Below are 23,380 nucleotides of genomic sequence, written 5' to 3'. Positions count from 1 at the left end.
TGGATCTCCGCCGTGACGCCATGAGCTCCTTCACCGACGACTCATCAGACTCCTTCAGGGGCATGTGTGAGCGTGCGCCTGAAGATAGCTTGCGTCATGGAGTCAACAGATATGGAGAAACCTGGTTCAACTGCATTCAGCTGCCCCGACTCGTCGCGGAGTTGAAAGCGCTACCAGAGAGCGAAATAACCCCTGTCGTTCAAAAAGTGGTCGATGGTGCGAATCAGGCCATCCATAGGACCGGCTATATTCGGTTCATCGGTGACTGACCTCGTGCGCCTGGCCTAGCCTGGATGCAATGTGGTTCGCACCTGACGTCTCGATGCGAAGGCGCACTCGATAGAGTCTAATGTCAGCCCCCGAGGATTCTCGGGGGCCGACGCCTGTTGATGGACGCCCAGACTTTCTTCACCAGTGATGCTCGGCAAGTTTGGGCCGTACCAGCTGACAGTGAACCTCTTTCATCCTGAATATGTGCAGGTCATGAGAGCGTGGACGGCCTGGACGATGGTGCCGATACGCCGGGTGGAACATCGGGCCCGCCGGAGTAGTCGCCAGGCCTTCAGCTGCGCGAAGGCACGTTCTCCAGGAGCCCGAAGCCGAGCGTGATCACGGTTGAACTCCTGGTAGTGCTGCGGTTGTTCGCGGTGGTGGTAATAGGGGGTGCGGACGGTGGCGCCGGCTCCCTGGTAGGCCCTGTCCGCGAGTACGAGGATCTGCCGTGTCAGGCACGCTTGGATGATGCCGTGGGCTCGGGCCGCGGTCAGGTCGTGGGTCCGTCCGGGGGTGGCCCGTGAGAACCAGAGCGGGGTGCCGTCCGGGCGGGCAATGACCTGGACGTTCATGCCGTGCTTCTTGTGTTTTTGGGAGTAGTACGGCTCGTCGGCCCGGACGCGGTCGGTCGGAATGAGTGTGCCGTCAACGATGACGTGGTCGCCTTCGCCGAGACCGGTGAGTGCTTCGTGCAGGCCGGGTGCCCATGAGGCAAGCACGTCCAGGGTCTCGTCGACGTAGCGCCAAGCGGTTGCCTCGGAGACACCGAAGCCCGCGCCGACCTGCGCGAATGTCTCATTCTTCCGTAGATGCGCGAGAGCCAGCAGCGCTTGCTTGAAGCAACCGAGCTTGCGCCAGCGGGAGTTGATCTCTCGGCGGCGGTCATACAGAAGCCAGGCCACGTGTTCGACGAGCTCGTGCGACACGTCGATCGTGGCAGGATACGGAACCAACAGCGACCCTCGTGTCGCCGGTGTGATGAGTGGAATCACCACGCCAACGACGAGGGGCCCTGCCTCGTCATCACGCCCGCTGACCAGCCCATTTCACCCCTGCGACACAGGATGAAAGAGGTTCAGTGGGCGTTAAGTCCGATCTTCCTTGGTTCGTGATCGCTCGATCGTGGTACTGAACGTCGTCCGGGCTTCCTGTTCGGCATGTCCATGTTGAGATGCGGGGCGTGAAGAGAGAGCCGTACCTCAGTGACTTATCGGACGAGCAGTGGGCGTTGATCGAGCCGATGATCACGGCCTGGAAACAGGACCGGGTGGCACGGTCGGCGACCGGCGATCCCGGGGCCTGCGACCTGCGGGAGGTCGTGAACGCGATCTTCTATCAGAACCGGACGGGCTGCCAGTGGCGCCTCCTGCCGCACGACTTCCCGACCTGGTCGGCGGTGTTCTACTACTTCGGTCTGTGGCGCCAGGACGGGCTGGACCAGCGGATCCAGGAACTCCTGCGCTGCCAGGTACGGGAGAAGGCCCGCCGGTTAGAGGACCCGTCCCTCGTGATCCTCGACACCCAGTCCGTCCGCGCGGCTGCAGGTGTCCCGAAGGGCACGACGGGACTGGACGCGAACAAGAAGGTGTCCGGGCGCAAGCGGGGGCTGGCCGTCGACGTTCTGGGACTGGTCATCGGCGTCGTGGTGCTGGCCGCCTCCGCTCACGACAACACCGCCGGCACCGCCCTGCTCGACCAGGTGGCCGAGCGGTGCGGGATGCGGTTGGAGAAGGCCCTGGTCGACCAGGGCTTCAAGGACCAAGTCATCATCCACGGCGCCCTGTTGGACATCGACGTCGAAGTCGTCCGCCGCAACCCCGAAGATCAGGCCAAAGGGTTCGTCCCGCAACCCAAGCGGTGGATCGTGGAGCAGGTCAACGGCGCATTGATGCTGCACCGCCGCCTGGCCCGCGAGTACGACCACCGGCCCGACACCTCCGCCTCGCGCGTCTACTGGGCCTCCATCGCGAACATGGCTNCAAGCTCCTGGCCTGCCTCCAGGCCCAGCACGACCAGACCGCAGCCCGGGCCAGGGAACTGCGCGACCAGATCGAGCACTTGACCGCCACCCTGGCCGAGACCGAAGCGCGACTCGCAGACTTGGACACCACCCAGAAGGTCATAGCCGAACTCGCACCGGCTGGAGCCGAACCCGAACCATCCGAGATGAACACTGCCTACCAGGCCATCGTGAACGCCTTCAACCAGCACCCCGACCAGGCATTCCGAGCCCGCGAGCTGCACGAACTCCTCGGCATGCCTACCCACGAGGCTGCCGTCAACATCACCCGCAGTCGTCTCGGCCGCCTCGTTCGCCAAGGCTTCCTCACCCAGCCCGGACGAGGCCGCTACCAGAAACGGACTTAACGTCCACTGAAACGGCAGGGGCGGCCTCCTTACGGGTGCCGCGGCAGTGCGGCTGATGCCGCGCCGGTGCCTTGGCCCCGCCCAGCGGGGCCAAGGCACCGGAATGAGAGTGCTCTGGCTAGCTGACGAGTTTCATTCCTCCCCACGTGCTGTCCGGCCACATGGTGACGGGGTCGCTCAGGTGGCCGGCTCCGTCGCCGGGGTAGAGGTGGAGGGTTCCGTCGCCCCATACGGCTGCGACGTCGGTCTTGCCGTCGCCGGAGAAGTCACCGGCTATGAGGTGTTGGACGGAGGACCACGTGTTGCCGCCGATCATCTGTGGGCCGGCGGTCAGTCCGCCTTGTCCGTTGCCGAAGTAGAGGTGGAGGGTGCCGTCGGGCCACTCGGCGAGGATGTCGGCGAATGTGTCGCCGTTGTAGTCGCCTGCGGCGAGGAGTTTCATTCCTCCCCAGCTGTTGTCGGGCCACATGGGGACGGCGGAGTTGAGGCCTCCGGCACCGTTGTTCGTGTACAGGTGCAGGGTTCCGTCGCCCCAGATGGCGACCAGGTCGGTCTTGCCGTCGCCGTTGAAGTCGCCGGTGGTCAGTTGCTTGACGGTGCCCCAGGTGGTGCCTTCGGGGAGCTGCGTGACGTTTGAGCCGTCCAGCCCGCCCTGTCCGTTGCCGAGGTAGAGGTGGAGGGTGCCGTCGGGCCATTCGCCGACCAGGTCGGCGTTGCCGTCGCCGTTGAAGTCGCCGGTGGTCATGAGCTTCATGCCGCCCCACGTCTTGTCCCACATCTGTGGGCCGGATGCGAGTCGTCCGCCTGAGTCACCGGTGTAGAGGTGCAGGGTGCCGTCGGGCCACTCGGCGGCGATGTCCGGCCGGGCGTCGCTGTTGAAGTCGCTCCGGCTGGAGGGAAGGTAGGGCGAGCCCTCGATGGACTGTGCAGTGGCCGTCCAGCCGCGCTGGCTGAGGTCGACCGGGGTGCCGAGGGATACTGCGCCGCTGGAGTCCTTCTGTCCGGGGAATTCGGTCAGGCGGCCGTCCCAGCTGACAGCGAGCAGGTCCGGAACCCCGTCGCCGTCGATGTCACCATCGCTGGTGAGCGCCGGATAGGAGAGGGGCATGAGACCGCTGTTGATCTGCTTGCGCGTAGCCGTGTCGCCAAGTCCCTTGGGGTCGCCTGCACGGTTGGCGTAGAGGTATACGGCGCCTGTGGCCTTGTCGCGGGCCCAGAGGTCTGGCAAGCCGTCCCCCGTGACGTCGCCGGGTGCCACGGCCGTCAAACCGTTCCAGCCGCTCGCTCCGATCAGAATGGGGGAAAGGAGGCGCCCGCTGCCATTGCCGGGGAACAGCCAGAGCCTGTCGCCCTCGACGGTGATCAGGTCGTTGTGGTGGGCGCTGTCGCCGTCCACGTCTCCGGCGGCGATGATCTGGCTTGCCTGAGACCAGTCGGTTGCGTAGGTGGAGCAGTCAGTGATGGTGGCGTTGCACGACGGCCGGGTGACTGCCGTTGCTTGTGCCTTGATGAAGTTGCCCGGGCCGGGGTTGAGATAGATGTACAGCTTGCCGGACTTGAGGACGAACAGGTCGTCCACATTTGCCGCGCCGTGCATGGCGCCCCGGTGGGCGAGGGTCGCGCCCTTCCAGGTCTTGTCGGCCGTAGGGGCCTGTGAGGTTGCGACCGGGACGCCGAGGGCAGGATCGGTTCCTACTGTGTAGAAGCGGATCTGACCGTCCTTGTCGACGATCGCGGTGTCGGGGACACCGTCACCCGTCAAGTCGCCCGGAGCAGCGTGGGCGGTGAGGTTGTCGGGGACGTAGAAGGCGTACTCGTACGACTGTGAGTGGTTGCCGGCCTTGTCGACAGCGCTGACGTCGAGGAAGTTCGTACCCCAGTGGCTGGGCGCGAGCTTGATGCTGGCCGAGCCGTTGGTGGCGGTGACGGTGCTGGCGCCGCCGACGGGAAGCGAGGTGTTGAAGGAGTACTCGAAGTGGTCGACGCCGCTGGTGGCGTCGGTTGCCGTGAAGGTGAACTGGCCTTGGAATCCGTCGCCCATGACGTGCGTAGGGGCGGTCGAAGAACCTGCGGCGGGGTAGTCGGTCGAGGTGACGGTGGGCTGGCTCGGTGGGGTTCTGTCGATCTGGAAGTGGCAGCCGGCGCTGGTGGCGGAATGGTTGATGCCGTCGTCGGCGCGTACGTTCCAGCCGTAGGTGTGCGCGTCCTCCAGTGGACCGACGGCCTTGTCGACGGTTGTGTTGTTGCCGACCCAAGGAGTGCTTGAGTTCGCGTCCCCCGTGGAGATGATCCCGGCGCCGCTCACGTAGTCCCACAGCGCGAACTGTCCGCGCACCTGCTGGTTGCCGTCCGGATCCGAAATGTTGGCCCGCAGGTGGATACCGTCGCTGGCGACGTTGGTCGAGCCGACCCAGCCGAAGGGAGCGTTCACGCCGCAGTCCGGAGTCGTCGGTGACTGCGCGGCCGGGACAGTGGCAGGTGAACTAGGAACCCGAGGAACGGAGTTGTACTGAACGGTCAAGGTCGGGTTCGTCGAGAAACGCTTGAACTTGTCCCGGTCCGATTCGTCTGCGCCGAAGACACCCACCGACAGGCTGCTACCGGCGTTCGCGACCGCGGAGGTGATGTCCGCGACCGCCAGCTGATTGCCGGGGCAGTCGTTGTTGCGGGTACCGGTGACGGACGCGCTCCCGATCTGTTCGTGCGTCGACGGCGCGGTGTTCCACGTTACGCCGGAGTTGAAGGAATCGGCGCGGTAGACGTTGACGGCGTACTTATCACAGCCGATCGATGCCGAGTAGGTCTCCAGCATGTTCAGCGTGGCGGAGCCGATGGTCTTGCCGGAGTAGAAGGAGGTGTCGAACTTGTAGAAGACGCGCTCGATACCTGTGTCCGCCTGCCAACCCTGGTAACCGACGCCGGGGTCATCCCACTTGGCGGTGTCCCAGGCCTCGTCCTTGTGAGCCTCCCAGATGCCACCCCAAGCCGTGTTGCCCGTGTTGCGGGGTATCCAGTTCGGGTCGATGTAGACGGGGAAGTGCGTGTCGGAAGCGGTCAGGAGCTTCTGGTCCGGTGTCAGCGTGATGCCGTCCCGGCCTGCGGACGCCCGCAGATCCGCCTGCTTGGCGCCGGCTGACGGGCCGGTGGCTGCCCCGTCGGCGGCACTGTCTGCGGCCGGGCTCTTCATGAACAGTGACCGAGACTTGGCCGGTGCAACGGTCGATGTGCTCGAATCCCACATGACCGGGGTGGGAGCGGAGAAGACAGTCGCCCCCGAGCTGTCCTTGGCGTCGAGGGCGCCGGTGCTGTCGTTCGTCAGCGTGAGGCCGTTCGTCGTTGTGCCGAGGCGCACGGTGGCGAGCTTGGGGTTGCGGGCCGCATCCGGGGTCTTGACTACCAGTACCTGCGTGAATCCGCCCTGGTCCTGTGCGGTGACGCGGAGGTCGACGTCCGGAAGCACATTGGCATACAGCGCGCTTGCGCCGGAAAGAGTGGGGGCGGGCAGCGGATCGGGCCAGCTGAGAGCGAGTTCCTTGCCGTCAGGAGCGGTCATCGTGGCGAGCGGGCCGCTGCCCCCAGGAGAGAAGACCAAGGCGGTGGGGGTTGCGATGGTGGCGATGGCCCCGTCCGCGCCACGCTGGAGAGTGGCGTTGACCGGCGTCCAAGTGCCGCTCTTGTTGACCCGCACGGGCTGAAGATTCTGGGTCTGGGTGAAGCTTCCGTCCGGATTGGCCATCAGGGTGCTCATCGACGTGGTCGCCGCACTCACGGGGACGACGGAACCCGTGGACTTGGCCTTGGCCGAAGCTGAGATTGCTTCCGCCTGGCCGGGAGACGACGGAGCATCAGCCGGAACAACCCCACTGGCTTGAGCGGAAGTTGAGTCGGCCGCGACGTTCGCCACCGCGACGCCCGTACCGATGGTGAGAGGGATGAACGCGGCGCCGAGGGCCACACTCAAAACGGAGGCCATGCCTCGGCGTCTATATCGGCTCTGTGTCCTCATGCTGCTCCTGACGTGCCTCTGAATTATCGATTTCTGCCGCGGATTCTGCGAGCTTTCCGGAGCATATCCGGCATGCAGGTTCAAGGGTTCTCGGTGGGAGCTGCGAGGTGGCCATGCGGAGGGCTTTCCGATTGGCGTTATGATCAACTATCGGGCATAAGGACTTATGTCTCTCTTGTGCTGATAGCAGAGTGCTCAACTGTGTAGACATCGTGCCTGTTCTGTGAGTTCTGATGCCTTGTGTGCCCGATTGTGCGCGATCCATTGCTGTTTCGTGGCTCACTATTTTCTGATGCTTTCTTCCTGCTTGGGTAAGTCATTAGAGACTCGCTGATAGCTTTCCCGTCTATTTTGTTTCCAGGGGTGGGGCTTTAGTGAAGAGTAAAAGCGGGAGTTTCTCGCTGATTTTTGGCTGGATCCGGCGTGCCTGCGCACGGCGCAATACGGTCGCTTTGACGACCTGTCTGGCGCTGACGTTGACGATGCTCTCAGGGGCTCCGGTCTTCGCCCGGGGACACGATTTGCCGAAGCTGTGGTCGCCACGGCCGCTCGACAAACAGCACTCGGTTACCGGACATGACGGTGTATCAGCGGCACCTCCGTCGCGCTCGCCGCTGCACGGACCGAGTCAGGCAGCGCCTGCACAGGCTCCCGTGGTGTGGCCCGCGGCCACCCGCACGCTGGCGAACCCGGCCGTGGGCAACCCTGGATCCGCACAGTCGCTCTCACCCAAGACCGCTCCCTCCGTGGAGCCCGGGCCCGCTTCCGTCATCGGCACCCCGGTCTGGCTGGGCCGTCCCGGGTCTCTCACCAAGCAGCACCAGGCCACGACAGCAGCCGGTCAGACGCCGGACAAGGTCGCCGTCACGGTCGCGGGACGCGACGAGGCGCAGCGAGCCGGCATCAACGGCGTCCTGGTGTCCCTGACCAACAACGCCACCACCAAGGGGGACGGCAAGGTCTCGGTCGGCCTGGAGTACTCCGGATTCGCCAACGCCTACGGGGGCGACTACACCTCCCGGCTCCAACTGGTCCAGCTCCCGGCATGCGCCCTGACCACGCCGCAGGCAGCCCAGTGCCGCACCGCCAAGCCCATCCCCTTCCACAACGACTACGCGAACCACCGACTGGTCGCTGACGTTGCCCTCCCCACCTCCGGAACGCCCCCTGGTACGGCCTCGCCGTCCGCGGCGCAACTGAACGGCGCCGCAGCCACCCCGCAGGCCTTCTCTGCTGGCGGCGCGCAGCCCATGGTCCTCGCAGCCGCACCCGCCCCGGGCGGAGCCGGAGGCACCTACTCGGCCACCGCCCTTGCCCCGTCCGGGACTTGGAGCGCGGGGACGTCAACGGGCGACTTCAACTGGACGTACCCCGTCAGCGTGCCGTCGCCGCTGGGTGGATCCGCGCCCGCCGTCTCCCTCTCCTATGACTCGGCGAGCCTCGACGGCCGGACCTCGGCCACCAACAACCAGGCATCCTGGATCGGTGACGGCTGGGACTACGACCCCGGCTTCATCGAACGCTCCTACAAACCGTGCTCCAAGGACGGCCAGCCCAACACCGTTGGCGACAACTGCTGGTCGGGCGAGAGCATGACCATGTCGCTGGGCGGCCGCTCCGTGAAGCTGGTCAAGGACGACACCACCGGCACCTGGCGGGAGAACAGCGACGACGGTTCGCGGGTCGAGCACCTCACGGGGGCAGCGAACGGAGCCCAGAACGGCGAGTACTGGCGGATCACCACGACCAACGGTGTGCAGTACTACTTCGGCCTCAACCACGCCCCCGGCAGCACCACCACCCCCGCCACCAACTCGGCCTGGACCGCACCTGTCTTCGGCAACGACGCTGGCGAACCCTGCCACGGGACGACCTTCGACACCTCCTGGTGCCAGCAGGCATGGCGCTGGGCGCTCGACTTCGTCGTCGACACCAACCAGAACGTCACCACATACGCGTACAACACGGAGTCCAACTACTACGCCAGGGGCACGGCCAACACCCTGACCCCGTACATACGCGGCGGCTACCTCACCACCATCACCTACGGTCAGCGACTGCCGGACGTCATCGCGGGCAAGAAGGCCGCAGCACAGGTCATCTTCACAACCGCAGAGCGCTGCGTCCCGGACGCGAACTTCACCTGTGCCCCGAACCTGCTGACCACGGCGAACGCGGCGCACTGGCCGGACGTCCCGTTCGACCAGAACTGCCCCTCCACCGGCACCTGCTCGAACCACGCCCCGTCGTTCTGGAGCACCAAGCGGCTCACGACCATCACCACCCAGGTCCTGGTCGGCACCGCTTACTCCACCGCCGACACTTACACGCTCACCCACCAGTTCCCGGCCTCCGGCGACACCAACAAGCCCGCCCTGTGGCTGGCTTCGGTAACCCACACCGGAAACGACGGTGGCACAGCGGCCACCCCCACGGTCACCTTCCTCGGCCAGCGGATGGCCAACCGGGTCGGAGCCGTGGACAACATCCCGCCGATCTTCCGGCTGCGCATCAACGCCATCAACACCGAGTCCGGCGGCCAGATCAACGTCGTCTACAAGGATCCCGAGTGCGTCAAGGGCACCCACATGCCCGCGACACCGGACAGCAACACCATGTCCTGCTATCCGGTCTACTGGACACCGCAGGGAGCAAGCGACCCGGTCCTCGACTGGTTCCACAAGTACCTCGTCCAGCAAGTCACCGAGGTCGACAAAACCGGGATCGGCGCCGCCACCAAGTCCACCTCGTACGAGTACCTCGGCGGCGCGGCCTGGCACCACGACGACGAGGAACTCACCGACCCCAAGAACCGCACCTGGGGCCAGTTCCGTGGCTACGGCGAAGTCATCACCCACACCGGTGCCGCCCCACAGACGCTCACCCAGTCCTCCACGCTCTACATGCGCGGAATGAACGGCGATGTGAAGGCCGACGGCTCCAAGCGTTCCGTCGCCGTCACCGATTCGGCCGGGGGGACACTCGCCGACGATGACCAGCTCGCCGGGTTCGCCCGCGAGAGCCGTACGTACGACACCATCGGCGGCGCGCTGAAATCGGCGACCCTCAACGATCCGTGGTCAGGCCGGATCACCGCGACCCACAAGCGGACCGGGCTGCCCGATCTGACGGCTCGCCTGGGCGGGATCGCCGCCGTACACCAGCGTGCACTGCTCGCGGACGGCTCCTGGCGCACCACCGAGACGGACACCACCTACAACTCCGACGGACTCGTCACCGCGGTCGACGACAAGGGCGACGGCACAGCCGCCACCCCGGAAACCTGTACCACGACCAGCTACGCCCAGAACACCGCGGCGAACATGCTGGCCTTCCCCGCCGAAGCCATCAAGGTCGCCGGTGGGTGCGACACCACGGCGGACGCAACCCACACCCTGGCCGACACGCGCAACATCTACGACAGCAAGAGCTTCGGCACACTCGGCGCCACCGGCGACATCTCGGAGACCCAGGCGCTCGACCACTTCGACAGTTCGGGCACCGCACAGCTCAAGACCGTCGGCACCACGACTTACGACGACTACGGCCGTACCACCAGCGTGACGAACGCGGTCGGTGCCACGACCTCCACCGCCTACACCCCGGCCACTGGGGCACTGCCGACCTCGATCACCAGCACACAGCCGGCCGTCGCCCCCGCCACCACAGGGTGGAAGAGCACCACGACCTACGACCCGCTGCGTGCCATTCCGCTCACCACGACGGACGCCAACGGACGCATCACCGACGTCACATATGACCCGCTCGGCCGGATCTCCGCCGTATGGCTGCCTGGCCGGGCCAAGGCGACCAAGTCGCCCAACAACAAGTTCACCTACGCGCTCAACAACACCACGCCCAGCGTCGTGACGACCCAGACCCTCCGCGAGGACGAGTCCTACGGCGTCGACTACAAGCTCTACGACGGGCTGCTCCGACTGCGCCAGGAGCAGCAGAGCAGCGGCGACGGCGGCTCGGGGCGCCTGATCTCGGACACCTACTACGACAGCCACGGCCGGACGGTGAAGACCAACGCCGAGTACTACAACACGGCCGACCCCTCCACCACCCTCTACGTCGTCAACGACGACCAGGTTCCCTCACAGACCGGCACCTACTTCGACGGAATGGGCCGACCCGTCGCCCAGGCGCTCTCCAGCTACGCCGTCGAACAATGGCGCAGCACCACGACCTACCCCGGAGCCGACCGGGTCGACGTCACCCCGCCGTCCGGAGCATCCGCGAGCAGCAAGGTCATGGACGCGCGTGGCCGCACGACCGCGCTCCTTCAGTACCACGGCCCCACGCCTACCGGCGATGCCGACAGCACCCAGTACCACTACAACGTGGCAGGCCAGCAGGACCTGGTGACCGACAGCTCCGGCAACAAGTGGAGCACTAGTTACGACCTGCGCGGCCGCAAGGCCTCGTCCACGGACCCGGACACCGGGACCACCACCTACACCTACAACGACCTCGACCAGGTCACCTCAACCACGGACGCCCGCAGCAAGACCCTGGCCTACACCTACGACGCCCTCGGCCGAAAGACCGCCGAGTACTCCGGGTCGACCACGGGTACCCAGCTTGCATCGTGGACGTACGACACGCTGGCCAAGGGCTACCCCACCTCGTCGACTCACTACGTCAATGGCAACGCGTACACGACGTCGGTAACCGGCTACGACACTGGTTACCGTCCGACCGGATCGTCGGTCACCATCCCCGCCTCCGAGGGGAAGCTGGCAGGCACCTACAACACGGGCATGGCGTACACGCCCAACGTCGGACTGCTCGACAGTACGACGATGCCGGCCGCGGGCGGCCTGACCGGCGAGACGGTGTACTACTCGTACAACCTCGCGGGACAGCTCCTCCTGGCCGGTGGTGACGCCGACTACCTGAGCGGCATGACCTACACCCCGCTCGGCCAGGTCCAGCGGAGCACCGTCGGCGACGTCCCCAACCAGGTCGTGCAGACCAACAGTTACGACGCAGCCACCGGGCGGGTCCTGAAGTCGACCCTGGACAAGGAGACCAATACCACCTCCTCGGTCGACGTCACCAACTACACCTACACCCCGTCCGGAGCCGTCACGTCCGTCTCCGACGTCCAGGACACCGGCCAGACCGACACCCAGTGCTTCAGTTACGACTACCTTGACCGTCTGACCGAGGCCTGGACCGACAAGGGCGGTACCAGCACCGAACCAGCCCCGAAGGCCGGCGGAATCGGAGGCTGCACTAACACCAAGCCCAGCGCCGCGAACCTGGGTGGCCCGAACCCGTACTGGCAGTCCTTCGGCTACGACCTGACCGGCAACCGGACCAGCGAAGTCGACCACGACGTAACGGGCAACACCGACAAGGACACGACACACACCGAGACCTACCCCGCTGCCGGACAGCCGCACCCGCACGCCGTGCAGTCCATGACCACGGGCAGCAAGGCAGCCGGGACGAGCACAGACACCTTCGCCTACGACGCATCAGGCAACACCACCGCCCACACCACCGGCGCCGGAACCCAGAACTTCACCTGGACCGACGAAGACAAGCTCGACACCATCACAAAGACCCAGCAGGACAAGGGCACCGACTTCGTCTACGACGCCGACGGTTACCAACTCCTCCGCCACGACCCAACTACGGCGACGCTGTATCTGGCCGGCACCGAGGTCGTCCTCGACAAGGCGGCCAACACCACCAGTGCCACCCGTTACTACACCGCACCTGGCGGGCTGACCGTCGCCCGCAGCACCGGCGGCCACCTGACATACCTGGCCTCCGACCCGAACGGCACCGACAACGTCGCGATCGACTCAGCCACGCTGTCCGTCCAGCGCCGACCGATGACCCCCTTCGGTCAGAACCGCAACGGCGCACCAGTGCCTACCAGTTGGCCGGGCGACAAGGGCTTCGTCGGCGGAACGACGGACACCGACACCGGCCTCACCAACCTCGGCGCCCGCGAATACGACCCCAACCTGGGCCGCTTCCTCTCCGTCGACCCGATCCTCGACCCGACCAACCCGCAGTCCATCAACGGCTACGCCTACTCGGGCAACACCCCGGTCACCAGCAGCGACCCGACTGGCCTGATGCAGATGTGCGGCGAGGGCGGCGCCGCCTGCTATGCCGACGACTGGAACAACGACGGCACGGCCAACAACGACGGCAACCGTGGCACGACTAACGACAAGCCGAAGCCGGTGAGTAAGCCGAAGCCGAAGAAGAAGCATCACAGCTTGTGGAGCAAAGTGCTCGACACGGTTGAGGTGGTCGCCGTCGTCGTGGTGATCACGGTCGTGGTCGTGGCAGTCGTCTCGGCGTGCATGACGCCCGCAGGGGTTGCATGCGCCGGCATCGTGATGGCCGGGGTGAACGGATTCGCAGACAGCATGGCACTAGGCGCCGCAGCGTCCGTGGCAAGCGCTGCGGTCGCCGGAGCTGGAGAGGCGGTACTAGCCACCGGGGTAGGCGCCGCAGTGGTGGGCGGTGCTGCCCGCGCGGCCAAAGCCTTCACCAAGTCAGGTGGTGGGTCGGAGGCCGAAGCCGCAGCTACGGCGGCCACGAAGGCGGAGACGACTGCCAGCAGTCGGGCGGAATCAAGCTCCGCCAGTAGCGGGGCGGAATCGGGTACCTCGCCTGGATGCAACAGCTTCCCGGCTGCGACGACTGTCCTCTTCGCCGACGGCTCATCGAGGCCGATCAACGAGGTCAAGGTCGGCGACACGGTTGAAGCCACCGATCCGCTCACCAACACGACTAAGCCGGAGAAGGTCACCGACGTCGTCGTCACGCTGACGGACAAGGACTTCACCGACACCACGGTCCACACCGAGACCGGCGACAAGACGGTCACGTCCACCCAGCACCACCCGTACTGGGACGCCAGCCGCAAGCAGTGGGTCGACGCAGCCGAACTGAAGCCGGGCGAACAACTCCGCCAGCCCGATGGCACTTCGATCACGGTCGTCAGCGTGCGGAACTACCACCGTGCCATCACGACGTACAACCTGACGGTTGACCACATCCACACGTACTATGTGGTTGCGGGGGCCACGCCGGTCCTGGTTCACAATTGCCCTGTCGCGAACGGTGGGAAATACGGAGATCTGCAACCTGCGGGTGCGGGAAACGAGATCAATCACGTTCCTGCAAATTCGTCCAGCCCTCTCAGCAAGTACAGCGGACCGTCAGTTCGGATGGATTATGCCGACCACCGCGCCGTCTACAGCACCGGATCCTCGCTTGAGTCGAAGGCGTGGCGCATGCGGCAGAAGGAGCTGATAGACGGTGGTGACTTCCGGGGGGCTATACAGATGGACGTGAACGATATTCGGTCCCGGTTCGGCAATAAGTACGACGAGGCGATCACGGAAATGTGGATGAGCCTCAGTCAGAACAAGGCCCTTCGAAAGTGGGCTGCAGGGCAAAACCCCTAGCTGGGAAATCGCACGGAACGAAATGAGACTCGCGTGTCGTCAGACTGGAAAGTGGAGATTGTGGAGTGCGGTGACCTCGTGCAAGACGATGATGAGGTCACCCCGCCCGGCGAGGCTGAGCGCCGCTGGAATCGTTATGTCGAGCTGGCCGATTCGGTGACTGGAAGCGAAGGACCCTCTGGTGTCGCTGCGATCGTTTCCTCCCTGAAGGCTGAGGAGGATTACGGGGCCTACCAGGCGGCGCATGCGGCTTTGGGTCGCTTTCCTAATTCGGACCTCGGTCAGGGAGTGGCCGATGCGTCCAGGGAACTCCTTTCCATCCCCCAGGATCAGAGTGGAAACGTCCTGCTAATCCTGACCCATGCTGGTCCTGCGGCAGTGAATGCCTTCAATGAAGCTATTCAGGCTTCCGATCCGGACGTTCGGGTCTCGGTTCGTGAACTTGTGGAGTTCCATGAATCCGAGGAATGGCTCTCTGAAGGCAGCGCTCGGAACGTTCTTCTGATTCCACGGGCATAGCCTGGAAGTGTGAATTCAAAAGCCGCACCGGCAAGATGGTGCCGGTGGGGCCTTCGGGTGTCTTGATGGCAACGTCAGCGGACAACGATTGCGGCGGGTGGGTCGTCAGAGCCATCGTCCTCGGTGCCGAGGGCATTCCCCAAGGTGTCGATGGCTTGGTGCTGGAGGCGGAGCAAGATGTGGGCGTAGAGGTCGGCGGTCGAGTGGCGGAGGTTGTGGAAGCGGATGCGGCGGAGACCAAACTTGCAGAGGGACGCAGTGGAGGTCTCAGGGAGGTGGGTCGGGTCGATGGCTCTTCCCCGCGGCGTGGTGAACGCGCACCTGCTGCCCTGCCACTCGGTGCCGCAGCTGCTCACAGTGCGGGCCGTTCAGCTGAGAAGGCCACGGCTGCGCGGCTTGTGCAGGGGCTCAGGCTCGTACAGGGCAAGGAGTATCGCCTCCGCGCGGTCCGGTGATTTCATCCCGCGGGCCTTCATCGCTTTCTTCGACTCGATTTGGGTGTAGCCGCTCGTCGTTGAGAGGGGGGCTTCACCCTTGACCGTGGACACCGGTTGTCATGCGGCGGTGGCCATCACCGTAGTTGATCGCTGTTCGTAAGTGTTCGGGCTGATCTGGCCGAGGCCGGAGTGCCTTCTTCTGGTGTTGTAGCGGGTCGCCCACCGGAAGACCGCGAGCCGGGCCTCACGGGCCCCGTTCCACTGTTTCCGTCCCTGGAGCGTCTCGCGTTTCATGGTCGCGTTCAGCGATTCCGCGGCAGCGTTGTCCGCGCTCGTGCCCACCGCGCCGCGCGATCTGATCACGCCGAGCTCCGAGCAGACCTGGGCGAACTCCTTCGAGCCGTATTGCGCCCCGTTGTCGCTGTGGAACACCGCGCCGCGCAGGCCGCCGGCACCCCGGGCGGCAGCCGCGGCCCTGAGCGCGTCGGTGACCAGCTCGGTCCGCATGTGATCGGCGATCGACCAGCCCGCCAGCCGTTTCGAGCAGAGGTCCAACACCGTTGCCAGGTAAAGGAATCGGCCGCTTCCGATCGGGAGGTAGGTTATGTCGCCGACATAGCGGGTGTTCGGCTCGGCCGCGGTGAAGTCGCGCTGCAGCAGGTCCGGCACCGGCGTCGCCGCCGGTTCGGGGATGGTGGTGCGGACCTTCTTGCGCAGGTGCAGACCGACGATGTTGAACTTGCGCATGACGCGTGCCACCCGCTTGTGATTGACTCGCTCGCCGCCGTCCCGGAGTTCGGCGGTGACGCGCGGGGCCCCGTAGGTGCCGTCCGATTCCTGATGGATCTCGGTGATCCGCCCGGCGAGCTCGGCATCGGCCCGGGCCCGGCCGGCCCGCGCGTCCTCGCCGGCCAGGTGCCGGTAGAAGCCGGAGCGCGAGACCTGCAGCATCCGGCACAGCCGCTTGACGCCGAAGGCGTCCCGGTTGTCGGCGACGAACTGGAAGCGGCTGCTCACCAGCTGGTCTCGGCCGCGAAATACTTCGCGGCCCTCCGCAGGATCTCCCGCTCGAGCTCGAGTTCCTTCACCCGCGCCCTGTGGGTGCCGATAACCTCCGTCACCCTATGCGACCTGCGTGTATTCGTGGATGAGACCGCCGAGGCGGTCGCGTCGGATGACACCCGATGGGTTACCGACGGCGGGTGGTTCGGGCGCGCCGACAGCATCGGGGCATCGCTGTCCTAGCGATCGGTGAGGGCGATGCTCGTTGTGGTGGCCGGCGTACTCCTCGACGACGAGGCGCAGGTGCCGCTCGCCGGTGATCAGGGCCCGGTCGGTGGCCTCGCGGCGGCAGGATCCGACCCACCGCTCGGCGATCGCGTTCATCCGGGGCACGCCCGGCAGGATGGGCACCACACGGGCGCCGGCGGTGGTGAAGACTGCGTCGAAGGCCTCGGTGAAGTAGCCGGCGTTGTCGCGGATCAGGTACCGGATGCCGACGGTGCGTGTGTCGTCCAGCTTCATCAGGAGGTTGCGGGCCTGCTGAGTGGCCCACTCGGTGGTGACGTGCCGGGTGATCCCGGCGATGTGCACCCGCCGGGTGCCGTGCTCGATGAAGAACAGGACGAACAGGCGCCGCAGGAACACGGTGTCGACATGGAAGACGTCGACGGCGAGGATCCCCTGGGCCTGGGCGGTGAGGAACTTCGCCCAGGAGCGGTCGGCACGCTGGGGCGCCGGATCGACCCCGGCTTTGCGCAGGGTCTCCCAGACGGTGGAGGCGGCGACCGTCCAGCCCAGGTTGAGCAGTTCGCCGTGGATGCGGCGATACCCCCATCCGTCGTTCTCGCGGGCCAGGCGCAGCACCAGAGCACGCAGCGCCTCGGGCTTGGCCGGACGGCCCGGTCGGTGCGGCGGGTAGGTCCACTTTTTCGCGACCAGCCTCGCGTGCCAGCCCAGCACGGTACGCGGGGTGACCAGCAGCTTCAGTGCTGAACGGTGACGCTTGCTCAGAAGCCGGAGCAGGGAAGCGAGCACCGCGCGGTCCCCGCGCGTGAAGGCGGGCTTGAGGCTGCTGCGCTGCAGGACGGCCAACTGCTGCCGGAGCACCAGTATCTCGACATCCTTGGCCGCGGAGGACCGCACCAGCAGGCGCAGCCAGCCCAGCAGCAGGCAACCGAATCGATAGACCAGGCGGAACGTCACGGTTCCCCAGCGTGCGCCGACGGGCTCATGAACACCCTCGACGTGATCACATCGTGACCCTTAAGCCGCAGCTCAGCGTAGGTGACAGAATTATCGGCGCCCACAGGAGTTCGCTCGAGGCGGTGAGCGAGGGAAGGCTCTGCGCGACAGAGCCTTGACATTGGGGGGAGAGAGGCGGAACTGCTCGGCGATGCCCTCGGTGCGCGTGATGGTCTGATCGTGGATGAGGCCCGGCCGGGCCACTCCGGAGAAGAGTGTGCGGCTCTGGTGGGCACTGCTGGCCCGTAACTCCAGCCCCGATGGCGTGACAGGTGGCACTCCTGGCGCTGGTTCAACGACGGCTGGAGCCTGAAGGAGGGCCGTTGTCTTACGGCCCGAAGTGTGCGTACCCCGACCACAGGGACGGCACGCGGGGGTAGCGCTGGCGCAGCGCGCAGACGGCCGTGTGGAGGGCGATCGGGATTCCGGACGCGATCGGAGAGTCCCGTGGCACCGCCTTGTAGACGTCCTCGACGATCCGGGCCGCTACATCGTCGGCTGCTTCCCACAGGGTGCCGATGACATGGCGGTAGCCGGCGAGTTGGAATGCTGCCCCCAGGTGTATCGCCTCGTCGGGGATTCCCGGTGCGCCTCGTACCGTGTCGCATGCTGCGAGGAAGGCGAGTTCGCCCTGTTCCGTACGGACCCCGGCGAGGTCACGGATGCTGACGCGACCGTCGTGGGCGACGAGATGACTCTCGGAAGGCTGCGCGAGGTTCGTCAGTGCGTGACAGCCGATGTGCACCCAGGGGTGCCTGGGCAACACGCGGAGGATGTTCTCCGTGGTTGCGTTCGGGCCGATCAGGGGCGTCAGCTTGCCGAAGCGCTTGGCAAGCGTCATCACCTCGCGGCTGACTCCGTCGAGCGCCGTCATGCCCGGGGTCCTGGGCAGGGCGACCACCAGCAAACGGGGCTCCGTTGCCGCTGGGACGCGAGGCCGGCGGGACTCGCCCAGCATCCGCAGGGTGGGGGTGTAGGAGGACACGACGCGGTCCAGTGCTGATGCGCCTGTCTCGAAGGTGCCGGCTGCGTGCAGCGGCAGGAAGTTCAGCAGCCCCGTGGGGGACCACCACAGGCGCGGCCACGGGTCTGCGGCGGTGTCCCCGTCGGGCCGCGGGCCGAGACCGAGGCGGTCGAGGACGGGTTCCGCCAGGACCGACCACAGCCAGGCCAGCGTCGCGACGACGGTGGCCTCTGCCTCCTCCTGCTCTTCCGGGTCGGCCGAGCGGTTCGAGGACTCCTGGATCGCGGTGGAAGGCGGCCACACGGTCTTCTGTCTCGGTGAGGGAGAGGCCAGGAAGGCGCACTACCTCGGGACCGCCGTCCACCAGGATCACGGCGTCGCTGCGCCCCGCTCCGAGATTGACCACCACGATGGGTCCCTCGGCGGCGAGGGGCGACAACTCTTCTAGCTCTGCTGGAAGTTCGAAGCGCTTGAGCGGGGTTGATTTCCGTATGCGGTGGACCAGTTCTTGTCGCGTGGTCAGCAGCCGGTGCCGTCGGTCGGTCGTCCAGCGTCTGAACACTTCGCCGGGAATCCCCAGTGGCAGGTCCGCCGGGTAGCCGTCCAAGTCCGTGTTGACCCGTGCCAACGCATCGGCCAGGTCCGAGGAATGGCGGCGGAGATCGTCGAGGTCAAGACGCCGATTCAGCGCGTCCCTGATCAGCACGCCGCGCCCGCATTCCAAGAACGCCAGCGCCGCCGGCACCTGGTTCACCGCGAGCGCGCACTCAGCGGCGTCACAGACCATCCCTGCCATGAGCTGGAATTGGTGCTCTTGGTCTTGCCGGAACAGCTGGCGCGGCCCGGACATTTCCAGCAGGTCAAACAGCACCTCGTACCCCGCCAGGGCCTCATCCAGCCGACCGATGTTCAGCGCGGTGACCACCCATCCTTGGCCGGCAAGCCTCCGCAGGGAAGGCGGGACCCTGCTGCGTCGTGCTACCGCGGACAGGAGGCTGATCGCACGCCGTCCGTCGCCGGATTCCCCACGCTCGCTCGCGTGCTCTCCGGTGCAGTCGTTGGCGCGGCGCTGCCGCATGTGACGGATTCCCAGCATCCGGCCCAGTGACGCCTCGTGCGTGGAGGCGTCCTCCCCGTGTGCCTGTGCTCCGGCCACGGCGGCCTCCAGATGCTCGACGGCCCGGTCCAGATCATCGAGATCATCGTTCAGCTCGCTCCGGGAACACAGTGCGCCTCCCAAGAGGCCGTCCACCGCTGGTGTGCGCGTGGACATGGGGGCTGATGCTCGCTTCCCCTCCAAGATGTCGATGGCCTCGGCCAGGTCGTCCGGGCTCCGCGCGGCGGGCCACCGAGCCACCAGGCAATAGGCCAAGGTGAAGCCCATCTCGCCGCGCAAATCGGGGTCGATGTCCTCGCTGTCGAGGGCTTGGCGGAGCAGTTCCACGGCCTGGTCCAACGCGGCCGGCTCGCCGCGTACCGAGAACCAGGACACGAGGGCGTCCGCTAGGCCCGCGACCTGTGCGGCCCACACTGCGCGGCCGCCCGGATGCGCGACGGCCTGCCATCCAAGCTCTATCGCTTCCCGCAGGTCGGCTGTGTCACCGCCCAAGCAGGCCGCGCGGGATCGGAGTGCACGGCTCAGGTTTCCAAGAACAACCGCCAGATAGGGGTCATTCGGCGGTGAACTGGAACAGGCCGACCGCAGCAGCTCGATAGCCTCGTCCAACAGGACGTCGTCATCGCTGAGAAGCGCCTTTTGCGCGAGTGCACTACCCAGGTTCGTCAGCGCGCCGGCCCAGTTGCCGGAATCCTCGGTCAGCAGCGCGACGGCGGACCGCAGCGTCGTGATCGCCTCGTCCAGGACCGCCCGGTCCTCGTCGAGAGAGCAACGGGCGAGGAGCGTGGCCCCTAACGCGTCCAGGGCATATTGGCGAAGGTGTCCCGTTGCCCTCGCCACGGCCCGTCGGCCGGCTTCCTCGGCCTCATCGAGGAACGACCGGTCTCGACGTCGCTCGAAGACACAGCGCAGGGCGATGCCGAGCTCGGCCGACGCGCACCCATCGTCCGAGGGTGCTGCAGCGGCCTGCCGCAGCAGCTCGACGGCCCGGTCCAACGCTGCGGATCTCCGGTGTGTTCATAGGCTCTGCGCAGCTGGCGGCCGCGGGCAGCCAGGTCCTCGGTCCTCAGCGTTGGGTGGTCCTCGCGCGAGCCCCTGCTCTCGTCCCCCTCTGCGGTCTCAGCTGTCCGGTCGCCTGCTGCTCCTTCTTCTCTGTCATGGGCCTCCATGACGAGCGCGCGGTGCAACGCGTTGCGCTTGCCCAGCGCGCGCGCCAAGGTCGAGGCAGCCAGGTCGTGTTCGGCTCCCTCTGCTGCACGGGCAACGGCCTGCTGGAGGTAGGAGACGGCCTTGTCGAGCGTTTCCGTCTCTCCGCTGAATTCGAGGAACTGCATCAACAGGGCATTGCCCCAGCCCATGAGCGCCATGGCATGGGATGTCAAGGCCGCCCACTGTTCATGGCGCTCCACGTATTCGGCGAGAGTGTCCTCCATCACGTACGTGGCCAATTCATCTTCCAGGAGCTGGATCAGCGGCAGAAGCGCTTGCACTGTGCGCGCGTGTGTCTCCTCGCTCTCGTCCGCCAGGATCAGCCGCAGTTCGCCCATCTGTGCGCGCCGTTCCAAGAAGACCCTCGCGTCCCGTGGCACGTGCACCGGGTCGTAGTCGTAGACGAAGTCGAGCAGCCACAGCGCCTCCTGCAGCTCCTCAGTCTTGGCACGGGACCCGGCGGCCGCCGCCAGATGGCGATACCAGTGTGCCCAGCCGGCCACCTGGACTTGATCCAAGGGCTGTTCTACCGACGGGGTCGCCAAGTTCAGTTGGATGTGACGGCACAGCGTCTCCAGTTCCTCGGTGGCCGCGTCCGAGGAGAGGTCCGCGTCGGCGCCCTCGCTGCAGTCCCTTACACGCCGCTCCAGGCGCTCGCACGCCTCGTGAACGTCCATGGAAGCCCCCTGACACCGCGGTGCCGCATCATCCCTGTCCAGGATATCCACTCTCCCACCGGTGTGACGGTGTTCGGGGCATACACGGCATGGGGAATGAACTACCTATGAACGAGCCGGAAGACCTGGAAACGTTCTGTACGTATTACGAGGTGCTGGCCCGGAAACTGGTGCGCCCGGAGCAGCGGGCCGCGTTGGGCGAGGTGCTCGCCGCCGCGAGGAGCGGGGATGACTTCACGCAACCACTCCGCCGCATCCTTGGCACGGTGGTGCCACCCGACTCCCTGGACCAGGATGCCTCTTCGGCCTACCTGCTCACCGAACTGCTGCGTCAAGCGGAGATCCCTTTCCGCCCTACGATCCGTTCCGAGGGCCCCACCTGGCCGGGCACCTCGGTGGGGGAGCCCCTGCCGCAGGTCTTCGGCTGCCCCGCACGCGGCTGTACGCGCCTGTGGGTACGACGGCCCGGAAAGAACATACCGGTGTGCCAGGTCGACGGCTGCCCGCTCGTTGAACGGAGCCCGACAGCATGACGGCGTTCCTGACCGAACTCGGCAAGAAGCTCGCGGACAAGTGGCTCTCCGTGCTCGTACTGCCTGGAGCCCTATTCCTCGGCACGCTGATGATGGGGCTGACCCTCGGCCACGGGCACTGGCATGACCTCGCAAAACTGCGCTCCGCTCTCAAGCGCCTGGACACGGCCGCCTCTCGCCCGGCGGCTGAAGTCGCCCTTGCCACTGCGGCTCTTGTGCTGGCTGCCGCGGCGGCGGGACTGCTGGCCAAGGCCGTCGCGGCAATGGTGACGTCCGTGTGGGTCGGCGAGTGGCCCCGCCGCCTCACGGCGTGCGCCCTCAAGGCGTCCCACCGGAGAGAACGCTGGCTGAGAGCAACTCAGAACTATGAGGCAGAGGCGGCCAAGCCGCCGTTCGAACGGGACGAAGCGGTGCTCGTTCGCCATGCCGCGACGCGCAACCGCATCGGTCTCGCGGAGCCGTGCCACGGGACATGGATGGGCGACAGGCTCGCGGCGGTGGAGACACGTGTGCGCGTGGAGTACGGCGTGGACCTTCCCTTCGTCTGGCCCCGCCTGTGGCTGACCCTGCCAGACTCGGCACGGGCCGAACTGGACACTGTGCGGGGGACCTTCAACTCCGCGACGGCCCTGGCAGGCTGGGGACTCTGCTACATGGCCATCGGGATCTTGTGGTGGCCGGCCGCCCTCATCGGTGCGGCGACCCTGCTCGCCGCATGCCGGCGCGGGCGCCTTGCTGTGGCGTCGCTCGCCATGCTGACGGAGGCAGCAGTCGATCTCCACGGCGCTGCCCTCGCTGTTCAGTTGGGACTGACCGCGGACTCGGGACAGCTCACCAAGGCTCTTGGCGAGCGGATCACGGTCGTGGCCCGCAAGGGGTCATGAGACAACCCTGGCTTCCCGCTCGAAGTGTTAGGGCGTGTCCGCTGGGTCATCGTGCTGGTGGCGCTGCGGCTTGTCCGGCTCCTGTGCTCCGGCGAAGAGTTCGCTTACTCCGATGACGTTGAGTACGTGCCAGACGGGGGGCGCACTCGGAGACGGCCTTTAGGCCCGCAGGCGGGCCTCCGTCAGGGCGTCCCTGATCTCCTGCACCACGCGGGCAGCGTCCTGGGGATTGTTCACCACGTCTGTGCGGTTCATGTTGATGACGAGAACCTCGCTGGCGGAGTAGTGCTTGTGCACCCAGTCGTCGTAGCCGGACCACAGCGTCCGGTAGTACTCGACGAGGCCCTCGTCCTGTTCGAAATCGCGTCCGCGCAGGCCGATCCGGTGCAGCACCGTCTCGAAGTCCGCCTTGAGGTAGACCATGAGGTCCGGTGCCTTGCGGTAGGGCAGGCCGTCGATCTCGCGCATCATCTCGTCGAGCAGCCCCTCGTACACCCGCATCTCGAGGGAGCTGATGCGGCCGAGGTCGTGGTTGACCTTGGCGAAGTACCAGTCCTCGTAGATGGACCGGTCCAGGACGTTGTCGCCCCGCTTGTACGCCTCCTTGATCGAGGCGAACCGCGTCTGCAGGAAGTAGAGCTTGTCCCTCCCCTCGTAGCGTGGAGTCCGTGATTGCAGGGGAAGTTGGAGTTCATGGGGTCC

The 23,380-nt window shown here is 66.2% G+C and carries 13 protein-coding genes and 1 pseudogene; 7 read left to right on the top strand and 7 right to left on the bottom strand.

All coding sequences use genetic code 11. The features are described 5' to 3' along the window. Positions 1–461 precede the first annotated feature (461 nt). Entirely contained in the window at positions 462–1,268 is an 807-nt protein-coding gene (locus tag ABD346_RS34535; protein ID WP_344380267.1) for an IS5 family transposase, read from the bottom strand. A gap of 176 nt (positions 1,269–1,444) precedes the next feature. Between ABD346_RS34535 and ABD346_RS34530 the strand changes: the two genes are divergently transcribed. Together ABD346_RS34530 and ABD346_RS34525 are read left to right on the top strand one after the other, a co-directional pair. Next, on the top strand, positions 1,445–2,335 hold the full coding sequence (locus ABD346_RS34530) for an IS5 family transposase (RefSeq protein WP_344380266.1): 891 nt from the start codon (positions 1,445–1,447) through the stop codon (positions 2,333–2,335). After that, a complete protein-coding gene (locus ABD346_RS34525) occupies positions 2,332–2,640 on the top strand; it encodes a hypothetical protein (RefSeq protein WP_344380265.1) in 309 nt (102 codons plus the stop codon). Before ABD346_RS34530 ends, ABD346_RS34525 begins: the two co-directional genes overlap by 4 nt. Before the next feature lie 118 nt (positions 2,641–2,758). On the opposite strand, the gene ABD346_RS34520 is transcribed toward ABD346_RS34525, so the two are convergent. After that, complete coding sequence (locus ABD346_RS34520; protein ID WP_344380264.1) at positions 2,759–6,646, bottom strand: FG-GAP-like repeat-containing protein; 3,888 nt, start codon at positions 6,644–6,646, stop codon at positions 2,759–2,761. A 653-nt stretch (positions 6,647–7,299) separates the two neighbouring features. Here ABD346_RS34520 and ABD346_RS34515 point away from each other — a divergent pair. Together ABD346_RS34515 and ABD346_RS34510 are read left to right on the top strand one after the other, a co-directional pair. Further along, positions 7,300–14,094: an RHS repeat-associated core domain-containing protein gene (locus tag ABD346_RS34515; protein WP_344380263.1), complete on the top strand. Its 6,795-nt coding sequence runs from the start codon at positions 7,300–7,302 to the stop codon at positions 14,092–14,094. A gap of 33 nt (positions 14,095–14,127) precedes the next feature. Then, positions 14,128–14,613, top strand: coding sequence for a hypothetical protein (locus ABD346_RS34510; protein WP_344380262.1), 486 nt, complete (start codon positions 14,128–14,130; stop codon positions 14,611–14,613). Positions 14,614–15,167: 554 nt separating this feature from the next. On the opposite strand, the pseudogene ABD346_RS34505 reads toward ABD346_RS34510, so the two are convergent. From ABD346_RS34505 to ABD346_RS34495, 3 genes and pseudogenes are all read right to left on the bottom strand, one after another. Continuing rightward, positions 15,168–16,129: pseudogene (locus ABD346_RS34505) on the bottom strand (IS3 family transposase); the annotation flags it as partial. Positions 16,130–16,172: 43 nt separating this feature from the next. Further along, complete coding sequence (locus ABD346_RS34500) at positions 16,173–17,255, bottom strand: integrase core domain-containing protein (RefSeq protein WP_344380261.1); 1,083 nt, start codon at positions 17,253–17,255, stop codon at positions 16,173–16,175. Between the two features lie 367 nt (positions 17,256–17,622). Continuing rightward, positions 17,623–18,561, bottom strand: coding sequence for a CHAT domain-containing protein (locus ABD346_RS34495; RefSeq protein WP_344380260.1), 939 nt, complete (start codon positions 18,559–18,561; stop codon positions 17,623–17,625). Positions 18,562–18,907: 346 nt separating this feature from the next. Between ABD346_RS34495 and ABD346_RS34490 the strand changes: the two genes are divergently transcribed. Beyond that, complete coding sequence (locus tag ABD346_RS34490) at positions 18,908–19,366, top strand: hypothetical protein (RefSeq protein ID WP_344380259.1); 459 nt, start codon at positions 18,908–18,910, stop codon at positions 19,364–19,366. Positions 19,367–20,166: 800 nt separating this feature from the next. Here ABD346_RS34490 and ABD346_RS34485 read toward each other — a convergent pair. Then, on the bottom strand, positions 20,167–21,261 hold the full coding sequence (locus tag ABD346_RS34485; protein WP_344380258.1) for a hypothetical protein: 1,095 nt from the start codon (positions 21,259–21,261) through the stop codon (positions 20,167–20,169). 107 nt (positions 21,262–21,368) lie between these two features. Between ABD346_RS34485 and ABD346_RS34480 the strand changes: the two genes are divergently transcribed. Beyond that, the gene (locus ABD346_RS34480; protein WP_344380257.1) at positions 21,369–21,794 is read left to right on the top strand and encodes a hypothetical protein; all 426 of its coding nucleotides are present in this window, start codon (positions 21,369–21,371) and stop codon (positions 21,792–21,794) included. Continuing rightward, the gene (locus ABD346_RS34475; RefSeq protein ID WP_344380256.1) at positions 21,791–22,678 is read left to right on the top strand and encodes a hypothetical protein; all 888 of its coding nucleotides are present in this window, start codon (positions 21,791–21,793) and stop codon (positions 22,676–22,678) included. Before ABD346_RS34480 ends, ABD346_RS34475 begins: the two co-directional genes overlap by 4 nt. A gap of 159 nt (positions 22,679–22,837) precedes the next feature. On the opposite strand, the gene ABD346_RS34470 is transcribed toward ABD346_RS34475, so the two are convergent. Beyond that, positions 22,838–23,380: deoxynucleoside kinase (locus tag ABD346_RS34470; protein ID WP_344380255.1), on the bottom strand; the 543-nt coding region annotated here is incomplete at its 5' end.

Source organism: Streptomyces mauvecolor, from assembly GCF_039532965.1.
GTDB classification, from domain to species: Bacteria; Actinomycetota; Actinomycetes; order Streptomycetales; family Streptomycetaceae; genus Streptomyces; species Streptomyces violascens.
Note: the sequence above shows the minus strand (reverse complement) of the source record. Positions and strands in the feature narration are given on the sequence as shown.

Excerpts from the sequence above, each read along its gene's own strand:
- ABD346_RS34520 (WP_344380264.1), bottom strand. The coding sequence starts at position 6,646 with ATGAGGACACAGAGCCGATATAGACGCCGAGGCATGGCCTCCGTTTTG.
- ABD346_RS34490 (WP_344380259.1), top strand. The coding sequence starts at position 18,908 with ATGGCGGCGGAGATCGTCGAGGTCAAGACGCCGATTCAGCGCGTCCCT.
- ABD346_RS34485 (WP_344380258.1), bottom strand. The coding sequence starts at position 21,261 with ATGGACGTTCACGAGGCGTGCGAGCGCCTGGAGCGGCGTGTAAGGGAC.
- ABD346_RS34480 (WP_344380257.1), top strand. The coding sequence starts at position 21,369 with ATGAACGAGCCGGAAGACCTGGAAACGTTCTGTACGTATTACGAGGTG.
- ABD346_RS34475 (WP_344380256.1), top strand. The coding sequence starts at position 21,791 with ATGACGGCGTTCCTGACCGAACTCGGCAAGAAGCTCGCGGACAAGTGG.